The organism is Enterococcus sp. R12 (assembly GCF_058135755.1).
Map to the genome: position 1 here is coordinate 1190239 of NZ_CM176874.1, position 20668 is coordinate 1210906.

The following is a 20668-nucleotide window of genomic DNA, read 5'->3' on the forward strand; positions in this document are numbered from 1 at the left end:
AAACCAATAGGCGTACAAAGTCTTTTTTTTGATCAATAAATAATATTCTCCCGAATAAAGTCGATATCTGTCACTAATAGTTTGCGATCGACACTTTTTAGGGCGCCAGATTCTCGTAATTTTTGCATCATTCGATTGACACTGCTGGCAGAGGTAATGCCGCAAAAGCGAGCGATCTCCTCATTGGTGACTTCAAAGTCAATCAAGACACCATCTGTTGTCTGGATTCCGAACGTTTCATACAGCTCATTGATTTGGGTACAGACAGCACCAAATTTGCCGTTCATCAGCATTTGCTGCATCTTTTTCATCGTATCCATCAAGTTTCTTCGATAATACTCTTTGACATAATCCTGCAGCAGACGGTCACGATTGACATCTGCCCAAAATTGATCCCGCACGATTTTGTATAATTCGGCTTCTTCTGATTCAACCCGCACATTAAAAGGGGCTTCGACTTCTTGAGAGGATTCGTCTTTAAACAAAGAGACGATCTCAAAATCCGTCAAATAGCGCAAGTTGAATTCGCGCCCTTCATGGGTCACTACGCTAGTTTTGATGATGCCTTTTTTTAAAATATAGACGTACCGATCCGGGATGCCTTCATATGTCAAGTAACTCTTTTTCTTACGGATAACGACCGGTATTGCTTGTTTTTCTAAATAATCACGTAATATCTGTTTCTCCACCCACGTTACTCCTTCACTTCATGCCAACCCAACATTTTCTGAAAAAAATCTGAAATTTCCTCTATTCATGCTTCATTAAAAGACATTTCTGGTGAAAAAGCAATAACAAATGTTAATGTTTCTTGTTAATGCTCTTTTTTAACAGCAAAAGCGCATTTCAAGCAGAGGAAGTTTCGGTATAGTAAAACGCATCACAGCACAAACAGGAGGAATGGAAGAAACATGTCAGATAGGGAAACCAATCAAGAAGGAGTCGTCAGCTCGTTGCCGACAACTAAAAATGAAAAACTATGGAACAAAGGGTTTATCACGATTACCTTGATCAATTTTATCGTCTTTCTCGTGTATTATTGTTTTGTCGTCATCACCGCGAAATTTGCCACGCAGGAGCTAGGGGCATCCACTGCACAAGCTGGCTTGGCAGCGGGGATCTATATTATCGGGACCTTGATCGCTCGCTTGTATGTTGGGAAAATTTTAGAATTAGTTGGTCGTAAAGCCGTTTTGCGCTGGGGGATATTGTTTTATGTCATTACCACCGCTGCTTATTTGGTCTCAGTCAACATTTATATTTTAGATGCGGTGCGCTTTTTCAATGGCTTTGCTTATGGTGCCGTCTCGACTGCGGCTAATGCGATCGTCACCGCTTATATCCCAGCTTCCAAACATGGCGAAGGGATCAATTACTATGGATTAAGTACTAGTTTAGCAGCGGCGGTCGGACCTTTTATTGGTATGCTATTACTACCGACGGTCGGCTTTGATTTCATTATTTGGTTAGCAACTATTTTATCGATCGCAACAGCCATCGCTTGTTTCTGGTTCCCGGTCAAAAACATCCCATTGACGGAAGAACACAAAGCACAGCTGCAAAAATGGTCCATCAAAAGTTTTGTCGAACCAAAAGTTTTTTTCATTTCTGGGATTGCCTTTTTGATCGGGTTGGCTTATTCCAGCGTTCTCGGCTTCTTGTCGATCTACGCCAGTGACCTTGGGTTGGAAACGGCCGGTGCCTTTTTCTTTATCGTCTATGCACTTTCTGTGACCTTCACACGGCCAATGACGGGCAAACTATTTGACCGTCATGGCGCAGATGCGGTCATGTATCCGAGCTTTCTATTCTTGACCCTTGGTCTTTTCTTATTGAGTATTACCGGCAACAGCTGGATGTTGTTGCTTGCGGGTTGCTTTGTCGGCTTGGGCTATGGCACCTTCATGTCCAATGGCCAAGCTGTCTGTCTGAAAGAAGTCGATCCTCACCGAGTCGGCGTAGCGCTCTCCACTTATTTCATCGGGCTGGATCTCGGCTTAGGCGTAGGTCCCTATGCACTAGGAAGCTTACACGGTCTGTTTGATTATTCGCAAATCTACATCTTATGCGGACTGATCCCAGTCGTCGTTCTTGTTTTATACAAATTGTTTTATAAAACGAAACGCGCAGTTGCCGCAGTTGGTACGATGAATCAGCCAATCAACGAAGAAGACTAACCTCAACCATTACAAAAAGGAGTGTTTCACCATGGATAACAATCAATTGATTATTGAAGCATTGAACAAATTAGTAACGAATATCAACGAATTGAATGAAGAAATGCATGCCATGAAAGAGGTCACCACAACAATGACCCATGAACAGCTTGCTATCGATCATCAATTACGCGACATCAAATCGGTATTGATCAATGACAATCTGATTGGGTAAATTGTCATAAGGCTTGAAAGGAAACAAGAAACAGGAATGAACGCTTTTTTTGAGAATGTTTGCTTCTCACTTACTGGTGGCAGAAAGATTCACATGAGAAAAGCGTTTTTTTGATGCACAAAAAAAGAAAAGCGAACATTGGCAGATTTTGTACAAGAAAATAAGCAAGAAAAATTGTAGCAGTCCGCGCTTGTATGCTATAGTGTGTCTGGGTAGCAATACCTAAAAAAAATCAGAGTAGGAAATAAAGCGTTAAGTGCTGAAAGGATGGGATGTTGCCTTTCGGACGAAGAACGATCATTCGTTCGCGGTTTTATTTTCGCATTCGCTGCATGAATTTGTAGCAACTCTAAAAGGAGATGCTCGCTATGAAAAGAAAAGTCGATGCACACATGATTGCGGTCATGGGACTTTTGATTGCCTTAATGGTCGTCTTGTCGCAAATCTTGGGGTTTGAAACCTCCTATATCAAAATCACATTTTCCTTTGTACCACAGCTGATCATGGGTATGCTGTTTGGTCCGTTCTGGACAGCAGTTGGCTCCTCATTAGCCGATATCGCAGGAATGGTGATTTTTCCAAAATCAGCCTACTTTTTCGGCTTTACCATCAATGCCTTCGTTGGTGGACTGATTTATGGCTACTTCTTTTATCGGAAAGAAGTCACATTAAAACGAGCGGCGATGGTCGTCTTGTTAAATACACTTTTGATAACCTTGATCTTAACACCGATCTGGTTAGCTATGATGCTGAATATTCCTTTGACAAGCTGGGCGATCTGGTCGGTCCGCTTGCTAAAAGCAGTCATCATGTTCCCGATACAAACTGCGTTGATTTACATCGTAGGGCGTGCGGTACCATACAAACGGCTGATCCGACGGTTCGTTTAACGAGTAAAAAAGAACGATAACATCCATTGAAGTGAATCATCTGCGAATATTTCGTCAGTGGTTCACTTTTTTCTTTCTAAGGATTGGCTTAATCATTCTCAATAACTTGTTTAGAGGGGAAGAGGAACCTATGAATAAAAAAGGACTCGCTATGGGACTGTTTCTTTTCTTGGTCTTAGCAGCAATGGGAGGGATGAAGTGGATGATAGAACAGCAAAAACAGCAAACCGAAGAGCCAGCCATGATCCAGCAAAGTAGCTTGAGGGACGAAACACAGGAAGAAAGCAGGGAAAGTCAGGAACCCACCTCAGTTTCCACGTCAACTTCTGTTTCAACTTCCACGCAAGAACAGCCAGAAGAGGCAATAGCAGAAAAAATCGCCACGATGAGTTTGGAGGAAAAGGTCGGGCAATTGTTTTTTGTGCGTGTGCCAGAAAGCAATCAAATCGAAGAGCTTCAAAAGTATCACTTTGGTGGCTATCTGTTATTCGGCCGTGATACCGAAAATGAGACGGCGGCGAGCTTGAAACAGAAAATTTCAGATTACCAAGCAGCCAGCGCCATCCCGCTGTTAATCGGTATGGATGAAGAAGGGGGCACAGTGACTCGCATCAGCCGCAATCCGAACCTTACGGATCAGCGTTTTCTCTCACCACAACAGCTGTATGCCCAAGGTGGATGGTCAGCGATCGAAGAAGATACAGCAAAGAAAGCGGAAATTTTAAAAGCTTACGGCATCAATGCTGGGCTGTTTCCCGTTGCCGATGTTTCCACTGATCCGCAGTCCTTTATCTACGACCGAACCATTGGCATGGATGCGCAGGGCACGAGTGCGTTTGTAGAACGTGTGGTTCAAGTTTTACAGAAACACCACGTTGGGTCTACCTTGAAGCATTTTCCTGGCTATGGCAATAATCGTGACTCGCATGTCGAAATCGTCACCGATGACCGCCCGCTATCTGCACTGCGGGAAACGGATTTTCTGCCTTTTGCCGCAGGGATCAAAGCTGGTGCCGATAGTATTTTGGTCGCCCATACGATCGTCAATAGTATCGATAAGACCGTACCCGCCTCTATTTCAAAACCCGTGCATGAGCTGCTGCGAAATGAATTGCATTTTAAAGGGGTCATCATGACGGATGACTTGGATATGGCAGGACTTTCTGAGTTCATTCCGCAAAAAGAAGCCGCATTACAGGCGTTGCAGGCGGGAAATGATCTAGTGATCTCCTCTACCTATCAAGAACAGATTCCTTTTGTGGTACAAGCGGTTGAAGATGGCCGCTATTTAGAAGCTGATTTGAATGCTTCCGTCAAACGGGTCTTGCTCTGGAAAGAAGCATTGCATTTACTTTAAGAAAAAAATAAACCTGCTGTTTCCTCCGTGTAAGAGAGTCGTTCTCTTACTGAGAGGAAGCAGCAGGTTTTTTTTAGATACTCTGAGCCAGTGCCTCTAATTCTTTGGCAAAGGCTTCTTGCCCAATAAAACGCAGATAATCCAGTGCTTTTTCAATCGTGGCCATTCCCAGCGTACGATCTCCTTGAAACAAGGCGTAGATGCCTTCGAAATAACGAATCATCAAGCGGATACGATCATTGTCCGGCGGCAGGTGATCAGCTAGATACGTCAGCACATGCGCCAACTCGGCAGGTTTTTTGCGATCGATAAACAAGAAAGCCGCATTCGTCAGCAATTTTGTGTAGATTTGATAATTGATACTTAACGCATTGCTGTAAAAAATTTTTTTATTCAGGTGTTTCATTTGATACAAGATGTACTCGTCAGAAAAGAGGAAGAGCAGATTGGTAAATAAGGAGATTTCAAATTTTCCCCACGTGTCGATGCGTTCCAAGTATTTCTTGATGGTCGCTTCGATGATGCACCGTTCTTCCTCGTCGGTAACCACGCCTTTTTTCTCTAAAATCAAAAAGAATTGACTATACAGGACATAATAGAAGAAATCCTTCGTGGTTTTATACAGCGCTTGGGCTTTGTTAATCAAAGAGAGGACTTCAGAATACTTGCTTTCATAGTAAGCGGTGGTCAACTGTTTGGATAGCTGCTTTTTCTCGCTGACTTGATTGTCATCCAAGCGATACTCAAATTCCTCCAAAGTGACATTTAAGCGGTCCAAATATTGGTGCAAAATATCAAAGGCGATGCGGTGCCCTTTTTGTTCAAAGGTTGCCAGTGTACTGCGTTCTGAAATGTTCTCAACCAATTTTCGCTGTGAGATATTTCGTTCCGTTCGTAACTCTTTTAACAAGTCATTGGCCTTCAAAAAATCCCTCCTAAAAAAAGTGGACGGAAAAATAGTCCAAATATGTTACAGCTTTATTTTGCGGGTAAACTTGAAGAAAGTCAATTAAAGGAGGAGAAATGGATGTTTGATTTTTTTAGTTTTCCCTGGGAAGTTGTAGAACTAATGGCTAACGTTTTTTCTTTCTTCAAATAATCGATCCTTTGTGATTGGTTAGCAATTGATTTTTTAACAGGAAAAAGTATAAGTGGTTTCACGTAATAAGTTACTGTTCATTCGTGCATTCAAACGCCCTCTCCCCAAACAGCTTACCCTGTCAAGGTGCGTAGGTTTGCCGAATCCCTTTTAAAAAAGGAGCAAACACAACAGCGAGTGATTGCTCTTTTTTTGTTGGTCAAAAAACCTGCATACGGCATCGCAACAGTCAGTTTTGTTTTTTCTTGAACATTGGTTCATTTGGATCAGAATAGTAATCAGGATTGAATTCATCATCGATCGAGACTCCGAAAAGAGAAACGAGACTGGGAAGAACCCCAATCACGCCGAGGACGACGGCAACTGGAAGGTAGAACTTTTTGCGCTTGTACCACGGAAGCTGCGATTTCTTTTCCATAGGAACTCCTCCTTTTTAAATAGTGTAGCATGTTCTGAGTTAAGTGTGTTAATAATTATCTTCAATATTTAAAAATATACTAAAACGGTATATCTGATGGGATAAAAAGTTTCGCTAGGTAAATCTAGGGAGCGTTCGTTTTTGTCATTGTTGCCAGAATCAAGTTTTATAAAAAAGGAACCGAGTAAGAAAGCCATCCTTCTTACTCGGTTCCATTTTATTGTAAGTAATCCTTGGTTTGGTCCATCAAGGTTTGAAAGTCTGATTCGTTTTTTCTTATCGCCTCTGTTAGGGTAAACAAATAACCGTTGGGGTCTTTGATGGTCATTTCAAGGGCATTCCACGGCTTTTCAATTAAAGGTTCCACGATCCACTTTTCGGGAATTTTCTGAGCGATATTCTTAAGATCAATCATCGCTACATTCAAAATTGCCCCATCGCCAACAGTGAACGAGTCTGCGGCAATCAGCATCAAATCTTGGTAGTCAGCAAGACGCAGATGGTCCATCATCACTTGATTTTCTTGATTGCGAAACTGATACAATGACTGGAAACCCAAGATTTCTGCAAACCATTTTGATGATTGTTCAATATCTTTTGTCTTCAATTGATAAAACATGGGCATAACATAAACTTTCATTTTGACACCTCCTCTTAATTAGAGGATACCGCTTGACGCAGCGTCAAAGTCAATAGACAATTTCGTATTGAAGCAAAGCTTGAAAATGGCGTTTCTTTTACACTTAAGTCAAGGAAAAATGGGCAATAATTGTTTGACTTACTTCATCAGGTGATAAGTGGGTATTGTTGATTTTCAGCGAAGGAATCGTTGGAAAAAGGGTAGTTAATTCCTGTGGCAGGCTTTCTAAGCGATAGTTTTCAAACGAAGACAAAAGCTCGTTTCTAGAAAAATCCAGCGCTCTTTTTGACGGCTTTGCGGCTAAACGGTCCTCATGGCAATTGCGCTTTAAGCGTTCCTCAATATCAGCCACTAGTTCGATAAAATAGACCTTTTGCTGGGCATCGGTAAATAGTTGGGCGATCTCTTGTAAAAAAGCTAAATCTCCCGCTTGATCGAAACCAATCAAGACCGTAAAAATGATTGATTTTGTCGTATTATTGGCTTCATTTTGAACAAAGGCTTTGAAGAGTTCGATCCGTGTTTGATTAGACAAAGCGAATGCTGCGGGGCTATAGCCAAGAAAGTTCGCAAAAAGATCAATGGTCTGGTGATTGAATAAAAGCTTTGCATCCAATCGTTTTTCCAGTTCTTTTCCCACAGTCATTTTCCCTGCGGCTTGTGCGCCAATCAAGACGATCAATGACATCACAACACATCCTTTTTATCAATCGTAACAAAGGTGGTTTGCAATGTAAATCAGTTCTTGTGATCATTTAAATCATGACGTAGGCTAGGGGGTAACTGAGGAGCTTAAGTGTTCGTGGACCAAAACCCAGTTTCCTTCGATCTTTTCAAAAACATTCGTGGCTCTACCCGAGCCTTCAATAAATTCTTCATTCAGAAAACCTTCATAGTGATACGTATAAAGACAGACTGCGGATTGAGCAGATTTGTGGAGCCATTGTACATCTGAAATATGATAATGTTCGTCTTTGATTAAGTCCCAAGCATTCTCAAAATATTGGCAAATTTCCATAGGTGTTCGACAGGTTGCATCAGAAAAGTAATAGATCGCCTGTTTTCCAAGGAATGGCTGAACTTGACGAAAATCGTGGGTATTGGTTGCTTGAATATAGCCTTCAAGAGCTTGTTCCGGTGTGTGGATACGCGCACTTCCTTTCGCAAATAGATAAGGATAGTGTATCAAGGAAACCGAAAACTGTGAACCCTTCTTCTCACTGACTATGTAAATAAGAAACGTCGGAACTTCTCCGACAAAGGGAAGAAAACCATGCAGCACAAAAGCACAGTCTGGAACAACAAAATGACTAGTAGATTGATCGTTTCAAATCGTGAATAAAGATAGAAGTGGATCAACCATTCGAAGACATTGACAAAGACTAAATAAAGGTAGTGCGCTTTTTTGACTTTGCAGTTTTTTAACCAATAATAGCTTAAGTAATAATCCAGCAAGATCATCAATAATAGAAAAAGTTTGCTGAAAGCCGTCAGATTGTCATGCTGCGAGGCGAGTTTTTGAAAAAACAGCAAAAGGGTTGGTGTCGGAATATAAATGATCAATAAGGATAGGAAAAAATAGACAATAAAGGGCATAGTCATTCCTCCAATCTGTTATTAAAAAAACATAGATAAACTAACAGATTTATTGAGAGCCGTCAACTGGTTGTTTATCGAAAAATTCGATAATGATGGGTAGCGTTGCTTGGAGGAAAAGGTTCAAAGGACAGTCGGTGGTAGCAAAGGATGATCGCGAGATATCCAAAAGAAAGACTCCCTTTTACGAGAAAAGGGAGCGGAGGAGCTGCTTCATGGGGTATATTTATGCCCATGTCTCATTGAGTTTATCCGCATAAAACAAAAGTGCCTGTCGGTAAGACTGGATGTCTGGATCGCTAGAGGTTTCGGCAAGCAGGGTCAATAATTGTTTAGTGGCTTGCTCATACTCGGCGAGATTAAACAGTGTCATGGCATAGAAGGTTTGCAAAGCATGATTTTTTGGAAACTGCTTCATCGCGTGTAAAAACACTTCTTCCGCTTTTTGATAGTTGCCGAGGGCACGATAGGTGCTGCCTAGACCTAGGTAGGCATCTGGCAAGTCGTTTTCTGATAACCCTAACGCGATTGCTTGTTCATAATAAGGAATTGCCTGTTGTTCTTCCCCTAAAAGATCATAGCTCCAAGCCGTTTGGTACTGCACAAAGGCATCTTGGGGATTTTCGGCAGCTAATTGAATCAAATGTTCATTTGATTGTTGCAGCTTTTTTTCAGCCCGCAGTTGGATCGCAGCAGCTAGTCGTTCATTCATTGGTTCGAAGCTCCTTTTCAAATAGTAGAACATGACTTAGATAACTTGCAAGCTTAGCTAAGGAGAAAGATCAGCCCAGCTTTCACCTGCAAAAGAAAAACCGCATGCTTCATACAGCTTGTAGGCTGGCTGGTTTTCAACCGTCACTACCAAGTAAAGGTGAGTGAGTCCCATGGCTTTTGCTCGTTGGATCACTTCCTTCATCAGCAGCTTGGATAAGCCTTTGCCTTTAAAGGCTGCGTCCATAACGACAAATAATAGCAGGGGAAGCTCTTGAAACGTGCTGGTTACTACGGCACCGATAGGATGATCAACCTTTTGTAACTGAAAAGAAAGCTCTGGAATCAAGGGACCGTATTTTCCGTCAGCGGTCTCTCTCAGCTCTCTTTGCCAGTCAGCAAGCGATTCCCCTTCGTCATCTGTCGTTTCATGATAGGCGGAATAAAAAAGCTCTGCGACACTTCGAGAATTCGGGAGAAAAGGCTCAAAAGAAAGGGCGGATTCTTGTAAAGCTTTGGGAGCATGTTGTAAGTCACAAGCCATAATGATTCGTTTCATAGAAGCACTCCTCTCTGCTCGTTTCATTTATTATAGCAGAGCCAAGCTTTTTCACGCTCGTTTTTTTCTAATAAAAGCCCAGATCCAACGAATTCCTTCGTAGATTGCAGTGAAGACAGCTACCAGAAACAAAAACGACATGTAGTGGATCAAAAAAGCGAGCTGAAACCATAAGCCATAGACCATCGGCAGGACGACAAGCAAACAAAGAACCAATTCGATGTTTCGCTTTCTTCTAATTTGAAACCAACGTTCATCTGACATCCTTTTTTCCTCCTGTTCATTCTTTACACACATACTTCGTTAAATCTCCATCTTTATATAAAATGATCGATATAGTTGCGATATTTTGATTAAAAAACTAGAAAATTGATTTATTTTTTGGTAATCTTGAAGATAAGATTAGAAATAGCTGTTGTTTTTTATTTTGACTGATTTTCCCACGAAAGACAAGGTGAGCACAATGGAAAGAAAACCGATGTATTTAAAAAATGGGCTTCCTTTAATAATGGAACCAGGTAAAATTTACACATGCCTATATCGAGGCGGTTATTTCATTTGTGAAGAAAAGGGCCAACCGCTGCCACCGATAAAAAGAGAAGTAAAATAAGCGAACTTCTCACTTAAGATTTGTCAGGGATCGAATGGGTTGTTGGAACTGTTATCTCCTTTTGGGTACCAATCAAATGATGTCTAGCATTTTCAAAAAATCTCAACGTTCTTCATTCATACCATTCTAAGTCTTAAATTGATTTTGACCGATTTCAATTTAGTAAGAACAATCCGATCCCTGGCAAATGTTAGGTGGAAAGTTGGGCAGGTAGCAAGTGAATCAGTAATAGGTGAAAAACACTTTTTTTCTCACAAAAGATGATTTCACTTGAATAGAACGCCGTTTTTTGCTACAATAGTTCAGGAATTGAAAAATAAAATAGACAAAGGTTGAGCATTTTTTATGCTTCAAGGATCAGGTTTGCCAAGGGGTGAGGCAAACATTCTTGGAGGAATGCTGGCCTTTTTTCATATCAGCATACTTCTTCGTGAGGTATGCTTTTTTTGTTTATTTTTCAGTTGAGAATACAAATCATTATAGGAGGGGAATCGATGAGAGAAGCTTTGACTCGTTTACGAGAAGCAGAAGAAGCCAATGAACAGCAATTGCGCGCTTTGAAAAAAGAATTGCAGTCGGAAGAAGCGCAGCAGCAACAAGCATTGCAAGAGCGATCAGCCGCTTTGGAAGAGGCGCTTGCTCAAGAACAAGCAACAATCGAAGAGCAGTTGCAACAGTCACTAGAAGCACAAAAGCAGCAGCTGGCAAAAGAGAACCAGCAAGTGTTAGATCGTTACCAAAAAAATATGCAAAGCTTCCAAGAGCAAGCGGTTCAACAGATCGTTGAAGGAGTGATCGGGACTTATGGCAGTAACCAAACTAAATAAACTAACGTTGATCACCCCGAAGCACTACCAAGAAAGGTTATTGACGAAGCTGCAAACGATGCAGTTTGTTGAAATCGAGAACGTATTTGAGCAGGAAGCCAACGAAACTTGGCTGCAGGAATTTTTTGCAGGAGCCACCCCAGAAGGTGCTTCTCATCAACCAATGATTCGTCGACTGCAAGAAGCGATCCGCTTTATTCGTCAAAATGGTGATGCGAAAAAAGGCACGGAATGGCAACGAGATGCCTTGCGGCTGTCGGACTTTGAAACAAGCTTCGATGAAGCCGCAGCATTAACGGAGCTGGTTGAAGACGAGAATTTGCAGGAGCGCTGGGTAGAGACGATCGAAGCGATCGAAGCAGCGACGCAGTCGGAAGAATGGGCGACACAATGGCAAAATCTTGACGTACCCTTGGAGATCGAAGCGCCTGCACATACAAGTTTTTTTGCTGGGAGTGTCGAAGGCCCACGCTGGGAAGATCTAGCTGAAGCCTTGCGTCAATTGGAAGAGGTTCATATCGAAGTGATCTATTCTGAACCCAAAAAAGTCAATTTCAGCTGCCTGTTTTTAACAGCGATCGAAGAGCAAGTGTTCCAATTGTTTCACCGATATGGGGTGAAGAAAGAAACTGGCCTGACATCCGAATCACCAAAAGTGGTTTTGCAAAATGCGAAACAAGCCTTGACTTCCTTGACGCAGCAGCGCAAAGAACTGATTACAGAAATCAGTCAGCACAAACAACGGCTGATCCTGCTGCAGCAAGCGGAAGAACTGTTTTTGACTCGTGAGAATCGGGCAATGATGCAACAGCGCTTAGCAGCTGGTCAGACCTTTGCCCTCTTGCGCGGCTGGATCGAAGAAAAGGATCAGCCGTTAGTGGCGGAAATGGTCCAAGAATCCTTTGCCAACGAGATTTACTATTCATTTGAAGAACCCACTGCAGAGGAGATCGCTGCCAATCAAGTGCCAACGAAACTAAAAAACGCCTCGTTTATTCAACCCTTTGAAATGTTGACGGAAATGTACAGCTTGCCAAAATACGATGAGATCGATCCAACCCCATGGATGACGCCTTTTTACTATGTTTTCTTTGGTATGATGGTGGCTGACTTAGGTTATGGTGCATTAATGGCTGTCGCGACCACGATTGGGCTACACGCCTTGCGTTTGCCCAAAGGGACCAAACGGTTTCTGAAATTGTTCCAGATTTTGTCTGTGCCAACTATGATTTGGGGCGCAATCTACGGCTCCTTCTTTGGTGCTACATTGCCCTTCCAACTTTTATCGCCCTCCGAAGATTTTATGGCGATCTTTGGTCTATCCATGATTTTTGGTGGCATCCAACTGTTTACAGGCCTTTATTTAGCAGCCAAAGAAAATATCCGCAAAAAGGATCTTTTAGGTGCAGTCAACGAAGGCTTTGCGTGGCTAGGACTTTTGAGTGGTCTTTTAGTGGCAGCCGCTGGCAATCTTTTGATCGATGTCCCAGCACTAACAACCGTCGGCTTGATTTTAGCAGGCTTTAGTGCCTTATTGATCATCGTGGTACCAATTCTGAAAGGGAAAACCAAAGTGGGCGGCTTCTTTTTAGGCTTGTATGACTTATACGGTGTGACCAGTTACATCGGCGACTTTGTCAGCTATAGCCGCTTGATGGCATTAGGGATCTCTGGTGGGAGTATCGCAGCAGCCTTCAACTTATTGGTGGGCTATTTGCCGCCAGCCGCTCGTTTTTCTGTAGGCATTCTCTTATTGGTTGTCCTACAAGCTTTAAACATCTTTTTATCGTTACTGAGTGCGTATGTGCATGCCGCTCGTTTACAATATGTAGAGTTTTTCGGAAAATTTTTCACTGGTGGGGGGCGCCAATTTGAAACCTTTAAGCCAAGTGAGAAATACGTTGATTTTGATAAAGAAAATGGAGGAGACAATAAATGATTGATTACTTAATTAATAACAATGGTGGTATGGTGTTTGCAATTATCGGAATGGGGATCGCTACGATCTTTTCTGGGATCGGTTCAGCCAAAGGGGTGGGCCAAACTGGTGAAGCAGCGGCAGCCTTAACGACGAATCAGCCGGAGAAGTTTGGACAAGCCTTGATTTTACAATTGCTTCCCGGAACGCAAGGACTATACGGATTCGTTATTGCGTTTATGATCTATGGTAGCTTAAGTGGTGAAATGTCGACAGTGACTGGTATGGCGTACTTGATGGCATCACTGCCAGTTGCCTTTACTGGCTTATTCTCAGGAATGGCGCAAGGGAAGGTCGCTGCAGCTGGGATTCAAATTTTAGCGAAGAAACCCGAGCATTTCTTTAAAGGGGTCATGTTCTCAGTAATGGTTGAGATGTATGCCATCTTAGGCTTTGTTATTTCTTTCTTACTTTTAGGAACGATTTAAAGGGGGCGAAGGTATGGATGCAATCGACAAAATAATTGCTGAACTAGACCAAGAAGCGCAGACAAAACGAGAACGTTTGGCTGCCGCTGAACGTGCTAGGATCAGTGAAACGATGGCACGTGACTGGGCGAAAAAAGAGTCGGACTTGCAGCTTCGTGCCCAGCAAGCAAAAAAGCAAGCCGAAAAAAATTATCAGCAAGCGCTGAATCGCCAAGCAAGTGCCGCTAAGCAGCAGCAAATGGTGAAACAAAACGAATACCTGACACAACTTTTTGAGCAAGCGTATCAACAAATGGTTGCCTGGACGCCAGAAGAGCTGCAGTCATTTGCTGAAAATGTGCTGCAACAGCTGCCGATCAGCGGGACGGTGACCTTCCACGCTGGTCCTGAGCAAGCAGCCCATCTAGATGCCGCTTGGCTTACGTCTTGTCAATCAAAACTACCGTATCAAATCAAAGCAGGCGCACCATTGACAGAAGCAGGCTTTTTGGTGGATGACAACGGCATTCAATACAATTTTACCTATCAGGTTTTGCTTGATGAATACAAGAAAGAAACCCGGGAACGGTGGTTGCAGATCATACAACAAGGAGGTTGATCCATGAGGAACTATCATCAATTGAATCCAATCATTCGGCTGAAAGAGATGACGTTGCTAAAGCCGCAAGAAGTCGAGCAAATGATTGCGGCAGAAGGGTTTGCTGAAGTCGAAGCTGTCTTGCAGCAGACCCATTATCAACGCTATTTGAAGCCAGATTTTCATGAACGATTCGAAACCTATCTCGATGAAGAATTGTTAAAGACGATCAAAGAATTGGCCGAGCTGGTTCCTGATCAAGAGATCCTCCGACTGTATATGATGCCTTTTACTTTCCATAATCTAAAAGTCTTGACCAAAGAGTCAGTCACTGGAAAAGATTATGATCATCTACTGATCGAAGATGGCTTTTACACGATCGATGAGTGTCGGACCGCCATCAAAACGGGAACCTCAGAGGTATTGCCTGAGAAAATCGTGACTACGATCCAAGAGGTGCGGGAGTACTTAGAAGGCGGCGCCGTGCTGCAAGGCATCGATATCATTTACGATCGCCGGTATTTACATGAACAACGGCGACTGGCAGATGAAATCAAGATCCCTGAGCTACAAGAAGCTGTCATCAAGATGATCGATCTGACCAATATAACGATTGCCGCACGTTGTGTACTTCAAAAACGATCGCGCAGTTTTATGGAGGCAGTCTTAGTGAGTGTCGGCAGTATCCCGAAAGAAGAATTTTTAGCGTTTGCGGATGCGTCCTATAGTGACTTTTTAGCCTTCTTATTAGAAAGTGATTATCAGGAAGTGTTGCGGCCTTTGATTCATGAACAGGTGATCGACTTTGCTGGCTTGGCACTTTTACAAGACAATTTGATCACAGAAAGCTATGGCCAAGCCCAAACAGATGCTTTAGGACCACTGCCTTTACTCGCATTTTTGAATGCTAAGGTTTTGGAACTGCAAAATCTGCGTATCTTGCTAGTAGGCAAACGCAGTGGCTTTACGGAAGAACAACTCAGAGAAAGGATGCGGCACTATGACTCATAAAATCGGCGTAATCGGCGAGAAAGAATCCGTCATTCCTTTTCAACTATTTGGCTTTCAGGTCTGCTATGCCTCGGAAGAAAAAGAAGTGAAGCAGGCGCTGGCAAAATTAATGAAGAACAGTACGATCATCTACCTGACTGAAAAATGTGCCGAGCTGATTCCCGATGAATTAGCAAAAGTCCAACAAAAAATGACACCTGCAGTCATCTTGATTCCTGATTATGATGGTTCCCGAGGAATCGGCAAGCGAATGATTCAAGAAAATGTCGAAAAAGCAGTTGGACAAAACATACTATAGAGAGGAGCCGATGTTGTGGAAAAAGGAACAATTATTAAAGTATCTGGTCCATTGGTGTTAGCCAAAAATATGGGCCATGCAAGTTTAGAAGATATCTGTTATGTAGGAGATTTAGGCGTGGTCGGTGAGATCATCGAAATGCGCGGCGACGTCGCTTCGATCCAAGTCTATGAAGAAACGTCTGGGATCGGACCTGGTGAACCAGTCGAAACCACCGGTGAACCGCTATCCGTCGAATTGGCGCCTGGGATCATGTCACAAATGTTTGATGGCATCCAACGTCCCTTAGAAACCTTCATGTCTGTCACCCAAAGCAACTTCTTGACGCGTGGGGTGCAATTGCCTGCGTTGGATCATGAGAAAAAGTGGCCCTTTGTACCGACAGTCGAAGTCGGCGCAGTAGTCAGTACCGGGATGGTCATCGGCACCGTGCAAGAAACACCGTTGATCAATCACAAGATCATGGTTCCTCATGGCGTTTCAGGAACAGTCAAGGCTGTTTATGCGGGGGAATTTACCATCGATGAAACGATTTATGTTTTAGATACACCCAAAGGAGAACGGTCTTTCACAATGCTGCAAAAATGGCCCGTTCGTCATAGCCGTCCAGTAAAGCAAAAACTGAATCCAGTCGAACCAATGATTACTGGCCAGCGAGTGATCGACACCTTCTTTCCAATCGCTAAAGGCGGGGCGTCAGCCGTTCCAGGACCTTTTGGTGCAGGGAAGACTGTCGTTCAGCACCAAATCGCCAAATGGGCGGATGTCGACCTGGTCGTCTATGTCGGCTGCGGCGAACGCGGCAATGAAATGACCGATGTAATGAACGAGTTTCCAGAGTTGATCGACCCTCGTAGTGGTGAATCTTTAATGGCGAGAACCGTGTTGATCGCTAATACCTCCAATATGCCGGTAGCCGCTCGGGAAGCGTCGATTTATACTGGGATCACGATTGCGGAATACTTCCGAGACATGGGGTATTCAGTGGCGATCATGGCGGATTCCACCTCACGTTGGGCAGAAGCACTGCGAGAAATGTCTGGTCGTCTGGAAGAAATGCCTGGGGATGAAGGGTATCCAGCTTACTTAGGCAGCCGCTTGGCAGAGTATTATGAGCGTTCTGGAAAAGCGATTTGCTTAGGTTCTGATCAAGAAGGCAGTATCACTGCCATCAGCGCCGTTTCACCATCAGGCGGCGATATTTCAGAACCAGTTACCCAAAATACGTTGCGGGTCGTAAAAGTCTTTTGGGGCTTAGATGCCACCTTAGCGCAAAAGCGTCATTTTCCATCGATCGATTGGTTGAAGAGCTATTCTTTATACGAAAATGAATTGGGTGCCTTTTTGGACCAACAAATGCAAGTGGATTGGTCCAAACAAGTAACAGAAGCCATGCGGATGCTGCAAAAAGAATCTGAGTTGTCAGAGATCGTTCGACTTGTCGGCATCGACGCTTTGTCCGAAAAAGATCAGTTATTGCTGGAAACCACCAAATCATTGAGAGAAGATTTCTTGCAGCAAAACGCTTTTGACGACGTCGATACGTTTACCTCTCGTGAAAAGCAGTTCAAAATGCTGGAAACGATCTTGCTGCTCCACAAAGAAGCGGAAGATGCGTTGACACTAGGTGCGTATCTTTCAGAAATCTATGCAGGAACCGAAGAATTGCGAGACAAAGTGGCACGTATGAAGTACTTGCCTGAAACGGAATTAGCAAAAATTCCTGCTTTGCATCAAGAGATCAAAGCAACGATGAAAGAAATTTTACAGAAAGGAGACCGCACCGATGATCAAGGAATATAAAACGATTGGAGAAGTCGTCGGACCATTGATGGCCGTCGATCGCGTCTCCGGTGTCAAATACGAAGAGTTGATCGAAGTCCGCATGCAAAACGGCGAAACGCGGCAAGGACAAGTACTGGAGATCCAAGAAGACAAAGCGTTAGTCCAAATTTTTGAAGGAACCGGCGGGATCAATTTGCGGGAATCTGCGGTGCGTTTCTTAGGACATCCTTTGGAATTAGGCGTTTCCGAGCAAATGATCGGGCGAGTCTTTGACGGCTTAGGTCGGGTCAAAGATGGCGGAGTAGAGATCGTCCCAGAAAAATATATGGACATCAACGGCGAAGTGATCAATCCAGCCGCGCGGGATTATCCTGATGAGTTTATTCAAACGGGGATCTCATCGATCGACCACTTGAATACGCTCGTTCGGGGACAAAAGCTGCCGATTTTTTCTGGTTCTGGTCTGCCTCATAAAGAATTGGCTTCGCAAATTGCGCGTCAAGCACAAGTGTTGAACTCGGAAGACGATTTCGCTGTTGTGTTTGCTGGCATCGGGATTACCTTTGAAGAAGCAGAATATTTCATGGAAGATTTTCGTCAAACGGGCGCCATCGACCATTCTGTCGTCTTTATGAATCTAGCCAATGACCCAGCGATCGAGCGGATCGCTACTCCCCGAATGGCACTGACGGCAGCCGAATACTTGGCTTACGAAAAGGGCATGCATGTCTTGGTGATCATGACGGATATGACCAACTACTGTGAAGCTTTGCGGGAGATTTCCTCTGCTCGTCGTGAAGTGCCAGGACGTCGGGGTTATCCTGGGTATCTTTATACCAATCTATCAACGTTATATGAACGTGCGGGACGGATTCGCGGCTTGAAAGGTTCAGTGACCCAGCTACCGATTTTGACCATGCCAGAAGATGACAAAACCCATCCGATTCCCGATTTGACCGGCTATATCACCGAAGGACAAATCATCTTGTCTCGTGATTTGTATAAAAACGGCATCCAGCCACCCATCGATGTCTTGCCGTCATTGTCACGGTTAAAAGATAAAGGGACCGGTGAAGGAAAAACCCGTAAAGACCATGCCGCAACGATGAACCAGTTGTTTTCTGCCTATGCTCAAGGAAAGCAAGCCAAGGAATTGGCAGTCGTTTTAGGAGAATCGGCATTGTCGGAAGTAGATAAAACCTATGCCAAATTTGCGGAACGCTTCGAAAATGAATACTTGAACCAAGGGTATCGCACCAACCGTTCGATTATCGAAACCTTGGAATTAGGCTGGGAATTATTGGCGATGCTGCCAAAAGTCGAACTGAAGCGGATCAGCGATGCCCTACTGGCGGAATACTTACCGGGAGAGGAGAACAATGGCGCAAAAAACCGTTAATCCAACCCGCATGGAGCTGTCGCGCCTCAGCAAACAATTGGCGACAGCCAAACGCGGACACAAATTATTAAAAGACAAACAAGACGAACTCATGCGTCAATTTATTGAATTGATCAAAAAGAATGACCGCTTGCGTAAAGAAGTCGAAGAACAATTGCAGCGTGCCATGAAGGCATTTCGCTTAGCCAATGCCACGATCAATGAAAAATACATTGAAGAAATGTTTATTTTACCAGCAACTGAAGTCTCCCTTGAGTTATCCACGAAAAATATCATGAGTGTGGAAGTGCCAGTGATGCATTTTGATTACGACGATACGGTGATGCAAGCGCCGATCGAGTACGGCTTTTTGAATTCCAATGTTCCGTTAGATAATGCTGTCGCCCGTTTTACCGACGTTATACCGAAGCTGTTGGAGCTAACGGAAATCGAAAAGACCTGTCAATTGATGGCAGGGGAAATCGAACGGACGCGCCGACGCGTCAATGCCCTAGAATATTTGACGATTCCCGAGCTGGAAGAAGCCATTTATGGAATCAAAATGCGGCTGGAAGAAAATGAACGAGCAAACGTAACAAGAATGATCAAAGTGAAGAATAAATCAAAATAAAATGGTATGATAAGAGAAAAAACAAATGCAATAAACTTGGATTACTAAGACATTGGTTTTTGCAAAAGGTCAAAGGAAATGAAAATGAAAAAAAGAAATCGTTTGAAAAAAAAGCTGGCATCGCAACGCTTTTTGATTCCGCAGATCGTCACACTGGTCTTCGTTTTGCTGATATTGGCAGGAACTGGCTTGCTAATGCTGCCGGCTGTCACCCAAAGTGGTGAAGGCACTAACTTTTTAGATGCGCTGTTTACTGCCACATCGGCTGTTTGCGTGACGGGTCTTTCGACCTTGACCGTAGCCGATCATTACAACCTGTGGGGCCAAGGGATCTTGCTGATGCTGATTGAGATCGGTGGGATCGGCTTCATGTCGATTCCCGTCTTCTTTTACATCTTGGCGAGAAAAAGAGTCCATCTTAGTACTCGGATGATTTTGCGGGAATCATTGAATCTGGACCGAATGTCTGGAGAAATCCATTTGGCATGGTACCTGATTCGGATCGCCTTTTTGATCCAAGTCAGTGGGATCATCTTGCTGGCTTTTGCATTCGTGCCCCGTTTTGGTTGGGAGCAAGGCCTTTGGTACAGTGTTTTTCATGCGATCTCGGCCTTTTGTAATGCTGGGTTTGATTTGTTCGGCAACAGCATGGTAGGGTTTCAAAACGACCCATTTGTGCTGGGGGTCATCAGTTTCTTGATCATCGCAGGTGGTCTGGGATTTCTCGTTTGGTTCGATCTCCTGCATACGGCGTCCAAAAAACGGTCCTTGCATAGCCGCTTGGCATGGATCGCTATGATCGTTTTGGTGCTTTTTGGAACGGCAGGGTTCTTTTTGACCGAAGCCAATTCACAGTTGATCACGGGTGATTCGGTCATCGAACGTTTTTTCCAATACCTCTTCTTAGCGGTCACCCCAAGAACCGCTGGGTTTTTCAGTATTGATTACGGACAAATGAGTCAAGCAGGCTTGATGCTGACGATGATTTTCATGTATATCGGCGGCACCTCTGGATCAACTGCTGGGGGATTGAAGACAACGACATTTGCGGTCTTGATCATCAAGATCCGCAGCTTATTGAAAGGGCGCAGTCGAGCGGAAGTTTTTGGTCGCACGATCAAAGAATCTGCTGTATCGCGTGCCTTTACGTTGTTCTTCCTTACCTTGACGTTATGCTTCGTAGCGATTTTCTTATTGTCGATCACTGAGAGTATGCCGCAAACCCCAAACTTTGGGTTGCCAACCATTGCCTTTGAAGTTTTTTCCGCTTTTGGAACGGTGGGGTTGACCATGGGGTTGACGCCTTACTTGTCGGTTTTTGGCAAACTTTTGATCATTTTTTTGATGTTCATTGGTCGAGTCGGCATCATGACCGTTGCTTTTTCATTGATGAAAAAAGCCAACAAACAAGAAGCTGGCTACAAATATCCTGATGAAACCGTGATGATCGGGTAACGAAACAGGGAAACGAAGCACGCTTCGTT

The 20668-nt window shown here is 43.7% G+C and carries 24 protein-coding genes, 1 riboswitch and 1 other annotated feature; of the genes, 14 read left to right on the forward strand and 10 right to left on the reverse strand.

The window, feature by feature from the left end:
- Positions 1–32: 32 nt before the first annotated feature.
- Positions 33–689, reverse strand: a complete 657-nt coding sequence (locus tag ACTW1R_RS05530; protein ID WP_008378905.1) for a Crp/Fnr family transcriptional regulator — start codon at positions 687–689, stop codon at positions 33–35.
- A gap of 222 nt (positions 690–911) precedes the next feature.
- Here ACTW1R_RS05530 and ACTW1R_RS05535 point away from each other — a divergent pair, with 222 nt between their 5' ends.
- The 4 genes from ACTW1R_RS05535 to ACTW1R_RS05550 all read left to right on the forward strand — a co-directional run bounded on the left by ACTW1R_RS05535 (position 912) and on the right by ACTW1R_RS05550 (position 4638).
- Positions 912–2177 carry an MFS transporter gene (locus ACTW1R_RS05535; protein WP_016608200.1) on the forward strand — a complete coding sequence of 422 codons (1266 nt, stop codon included), beginning with the start codon at positions 912–914 and terminating at the stop codon, positions 2175–2177.
- Positions 2178–2208: 31 nt separating this feature from the next.
- Positions 2209–2391: a hypothetical protein gene (locus ACTW1R_RS05540; protein ID WP_375826243.1), complete on the forward strand. Its 183-nt coding sequence runs from the start codon at positions 2209–2211 to the stop codon at positions 2389–2391.
- A 231-nt stretch (positions 2392–2622) separates the two neighbouring features.
- Positions 2623–2724: riboswitch (THF riboswitch) on the forward strand.
- A 26-nt stretch (positions 2725–2750) separates the two neighbouring features.
- Complete coding sequence (locus ACTW1R_RS05545) at positions 2751–3281, forward strand: folate family ECF transporter S component (RefSeq protein ID WP_005225551.1); 531 nt, start codon at positions 2751–2753, stop codon at positions 3279–3281.
- Between the two features lie 130 nt (positions 3282–3411).
- On the forward strand, positions 3412–4638 hold the full coding sequence (locus ACTW1R_RS05550; protein WP_077452719.1) for a glycoside hydrolase family 3 protein: 1227 nt from the start codon (positions 3412–3414) through the stop codon (positions 4636–4638).
- Between the two features lie 73 nt (positions 4639–4711).
- Here ACTW1R_RS05550 and ACTW1R_RS05555 read toward each other — a convergent pair whose 3' ends face one another.
- The 9 genes from ACTW1R_RS05555 to ACTW1R_RS05595 form a co-directional block, all read right to left on the reverse strand.
- Positions 4712–5563: an Rgg/GadR/MutR family transcriptional regulator gene (locus ACTW1R_RS05555; RefSeq protein WP_074535038.1), complete on the reverse strand. Its 852-nt coding sequence runs from the start codon at positions 5561–5563 to the stop codon at positions 4712–4714.
- Between the two features lie 403 nt (positions 5564–5966).
- Positions 5967–6155, reverse strand: coding sequence for a hypothetical protein (locus ACTW1R_RS05560; protein ID WP_005225554.1), 189 nt, complete (start codon positions 6153–6155; stop codon positions 5967–5969).
- A gap of 217 nt (positions 6156–6372) precedes the next feature.
- Entirely contained in the window at positions 6373–6795 is a 423-nt protein-coding gene (locus ACTW1R_RS05565) for a VOC family protein (RefSeq protein WP_375826245.1), read from the reverse strand.
- 103 nt (positions 6796–6898) lie between these two features.
- Entirely contained in the window at positions 6899–7483 is a 585-nt protein-coding gene (locus tag ACTW1R_RS05570; protein ID WP_142423656.1) for a DEAD/DEAH box helicase family protein, read from the reverse strand.
- A gap of 84 nt (positions 7484–7567) precedes the next feature.
- Positions 7568–7984: a YybH family protein gene (locus ACTW1R_RS05575; protein ID WP_086294897.1), complete on the reverse strand. Its 417-nt coding sequence runs from the start codon at positions 7982–7984 to the stop codon at positions 7568–7570.
- Positions 7985–8019: 35 nt separating this feature from the next.
- The gene (locus tag ACTW1R_RS05580; RefSeq protein ID WP_074535041.1) at positions 8020–8391 is read right to left on the reverse strand and encodes a hypothetical protein; all 372 of its coding nucleotides are present in this window, start codon (positions 8389–8391) and stop codon (positions 8020–8022) included.
- Between the two features lie 226 nt (positions 8392–8617).
- On the reverse strand, positions 8618–9103 hold the full coding sequence (locus ACTW1R_RS05585; RefSeq protein WP_167821710.1) for a tetratricopeptide repeat protein: 486 nt from the start codon (positions 9101–9103) through the stop codon (positions 8618–8620).
- 57 nt (positions 9104–9160) lie between these two features.
- Entirely contained in the window at positions 9161–9688 is a 528-nt protein-coding gene (locus ACTW1R_RS05590; RefSeq protein ID WP_167821711.1) for a GNAT family N-acetyltransferase, read from the reverse strand.
- 24 nt (positions 9689–9712) lie between these two features.
- Positions 9713–9925: a hypothetical protein gene (locus tag ACTW1R_RS05595; RefSeq protein ID WP_005225563.1), complete on the reverse strand. Its 213-nt coding sequence runs from the start codon at positions 9923–9925 to the stop codon at positions 9713–9715.
- Positions 9926–10601: 676 nt separating this feature from the next.
- Positions 10602–10655 (forward strand) — a sequence feature (sodium ion sensor (DUF1646 type); this cis-regulatory element may regulate processes involved in with the transportation of sodium ions).
- 110 nt (positions 10656–10765) lie between these two features.
- Here ACTW1R_RS05595 and ACTW1R_RS05600 point away from each other — a divergent pair.
- The 10 genes from ACTW1R_RS05600 (at position 10766) to ACTW1R_RS05645 (ending at position 20639) form a co-directional block, all read left to right on the forward strand.
- Positions 10766–11098 (forward strand): V-type ATPase, subunit F family protein, encoded by a 333-nt coding sequence (locus ACTW1R_RS05600; RefSeq protein ID WP_186318412.1) that lies wholly within the window; start codon positions 10766–10768, stop codon positions 11096–11098.
- On the forward strand, positions 11076–13037 hold the full coding sequence (locus tag ACTW1R_RS05605; protein WP_270290540.1) for a V-type ATP synthase subunit I: 1962 nt from the start codon (positions 11076–11078) through the stop codon (positions 13035–13037). The genes ACTW1R_RS05600 and ACTW1R_RS05605 overlap by 23 nt, the downstream gene beginning before the upstream one ends.
- Positions 13034–13504: a V-type ATP synthase subunit K gene (locus tag ACTW1R_RS05610; protein ID WP_005225567.1), complete on the forward strand. Its 471-nt coding sequence runs from the start codon at positions 13034–13036 to the stop codon at positions 13502–13504. Before ACTW1R_RS05605 ends, ACTW1R_RS05610 begins: the two co-directional genes overlap by 4 nt.
- Positions 13505–13517: 13 nt before the next feature.
- On the forward strand, positions 13518–14102 hold the full coding sequence (locus ACTW1R_RS05615; RefSeq protein WP_086292065.1) for a FliH/SctL family protein: 585 nt from the start codon (positions 13518–13520) through the stop codon (positions 14100–14102).
- Between the two features lie 3 nt (positions 14103–14105).
- The gene (locus tag ACTW1R_RS05620; RefSeq protein ID WP_074535045.1) at positions 14106–15092 is read left to right on the forward strand and encodes a V-type ATPase subunit; all 987 of its coding nucleotides are present in this window, start codon (positions 14106–14108) and stop codon (positions 15090–15092) included.
- A complete protein-coding gene (locus tag ACTW1R_RS05625) occupies positions 15082–15390 on the forward strand; it encodes a V-type ATP synthase subunit F (RefSeq protein ID WP_005225570.1) in 309 nt (102 codons plus the stop codon). The genes ACTW1R_RS05620 and ACTW1R_RS05625 overlap by 11 nt, the downstream gene beginning before the upstream one ends.
- Before the next feature lie 15 nt (positions 15391–15405).
- Positions 15406–17193 carry a V-type ATP synthase subunit A gene (locus tag ACTW1R_RS05630; RefSeq protein WP_016608179.1) on the forward strand — a complete coding sequence of 596 codons (1788 nt, stop codon included), beginning with the start codon at positions 15406–15408 and terminating at the stop codon, positions 17191–17193.
- Entirely contained in the window at positions 17177–18574 is a 1398-nt protein-coding gene (locus ACTW1R_RS05635) for a V-type ATP synthase subunit B (protein WP_016608178.1), read from the forward strand. The genes ACTW1R_RS05630 and ACTW1R_RS05635 overlap by 17 nt, the downstream gene beginning before the upstream one ends.
- Positions 18555–19184, forward strand: a complete 630-nt coding sequence (locus tag ACTW1R_RS05640; protein WP_167821713.1) for a V-type ATP synthase subunit D — start codon at positions 18555–18557, stop codon at positions 19182–19184. The genes ACTW1R_RS05635 and ACTW1R_RS05640 overlap by 20 nt, the downstream gene beginning before the upstream one ends.
- Before the next feature lie 78 nt (positions 19185–19262).
- Positions 19263–20639: a TrkH family potassium uptake protein gene (locus ACTW1R_RS05645; protein WP_375826246.1), complete on the forward strand. Its 1377-nt coding sequence runs from the start codon at positions 19263–19265 to the stop codon at positions 20637–20639.
- Positions 20640–20668: the final 29 nt, after the last annotated feature.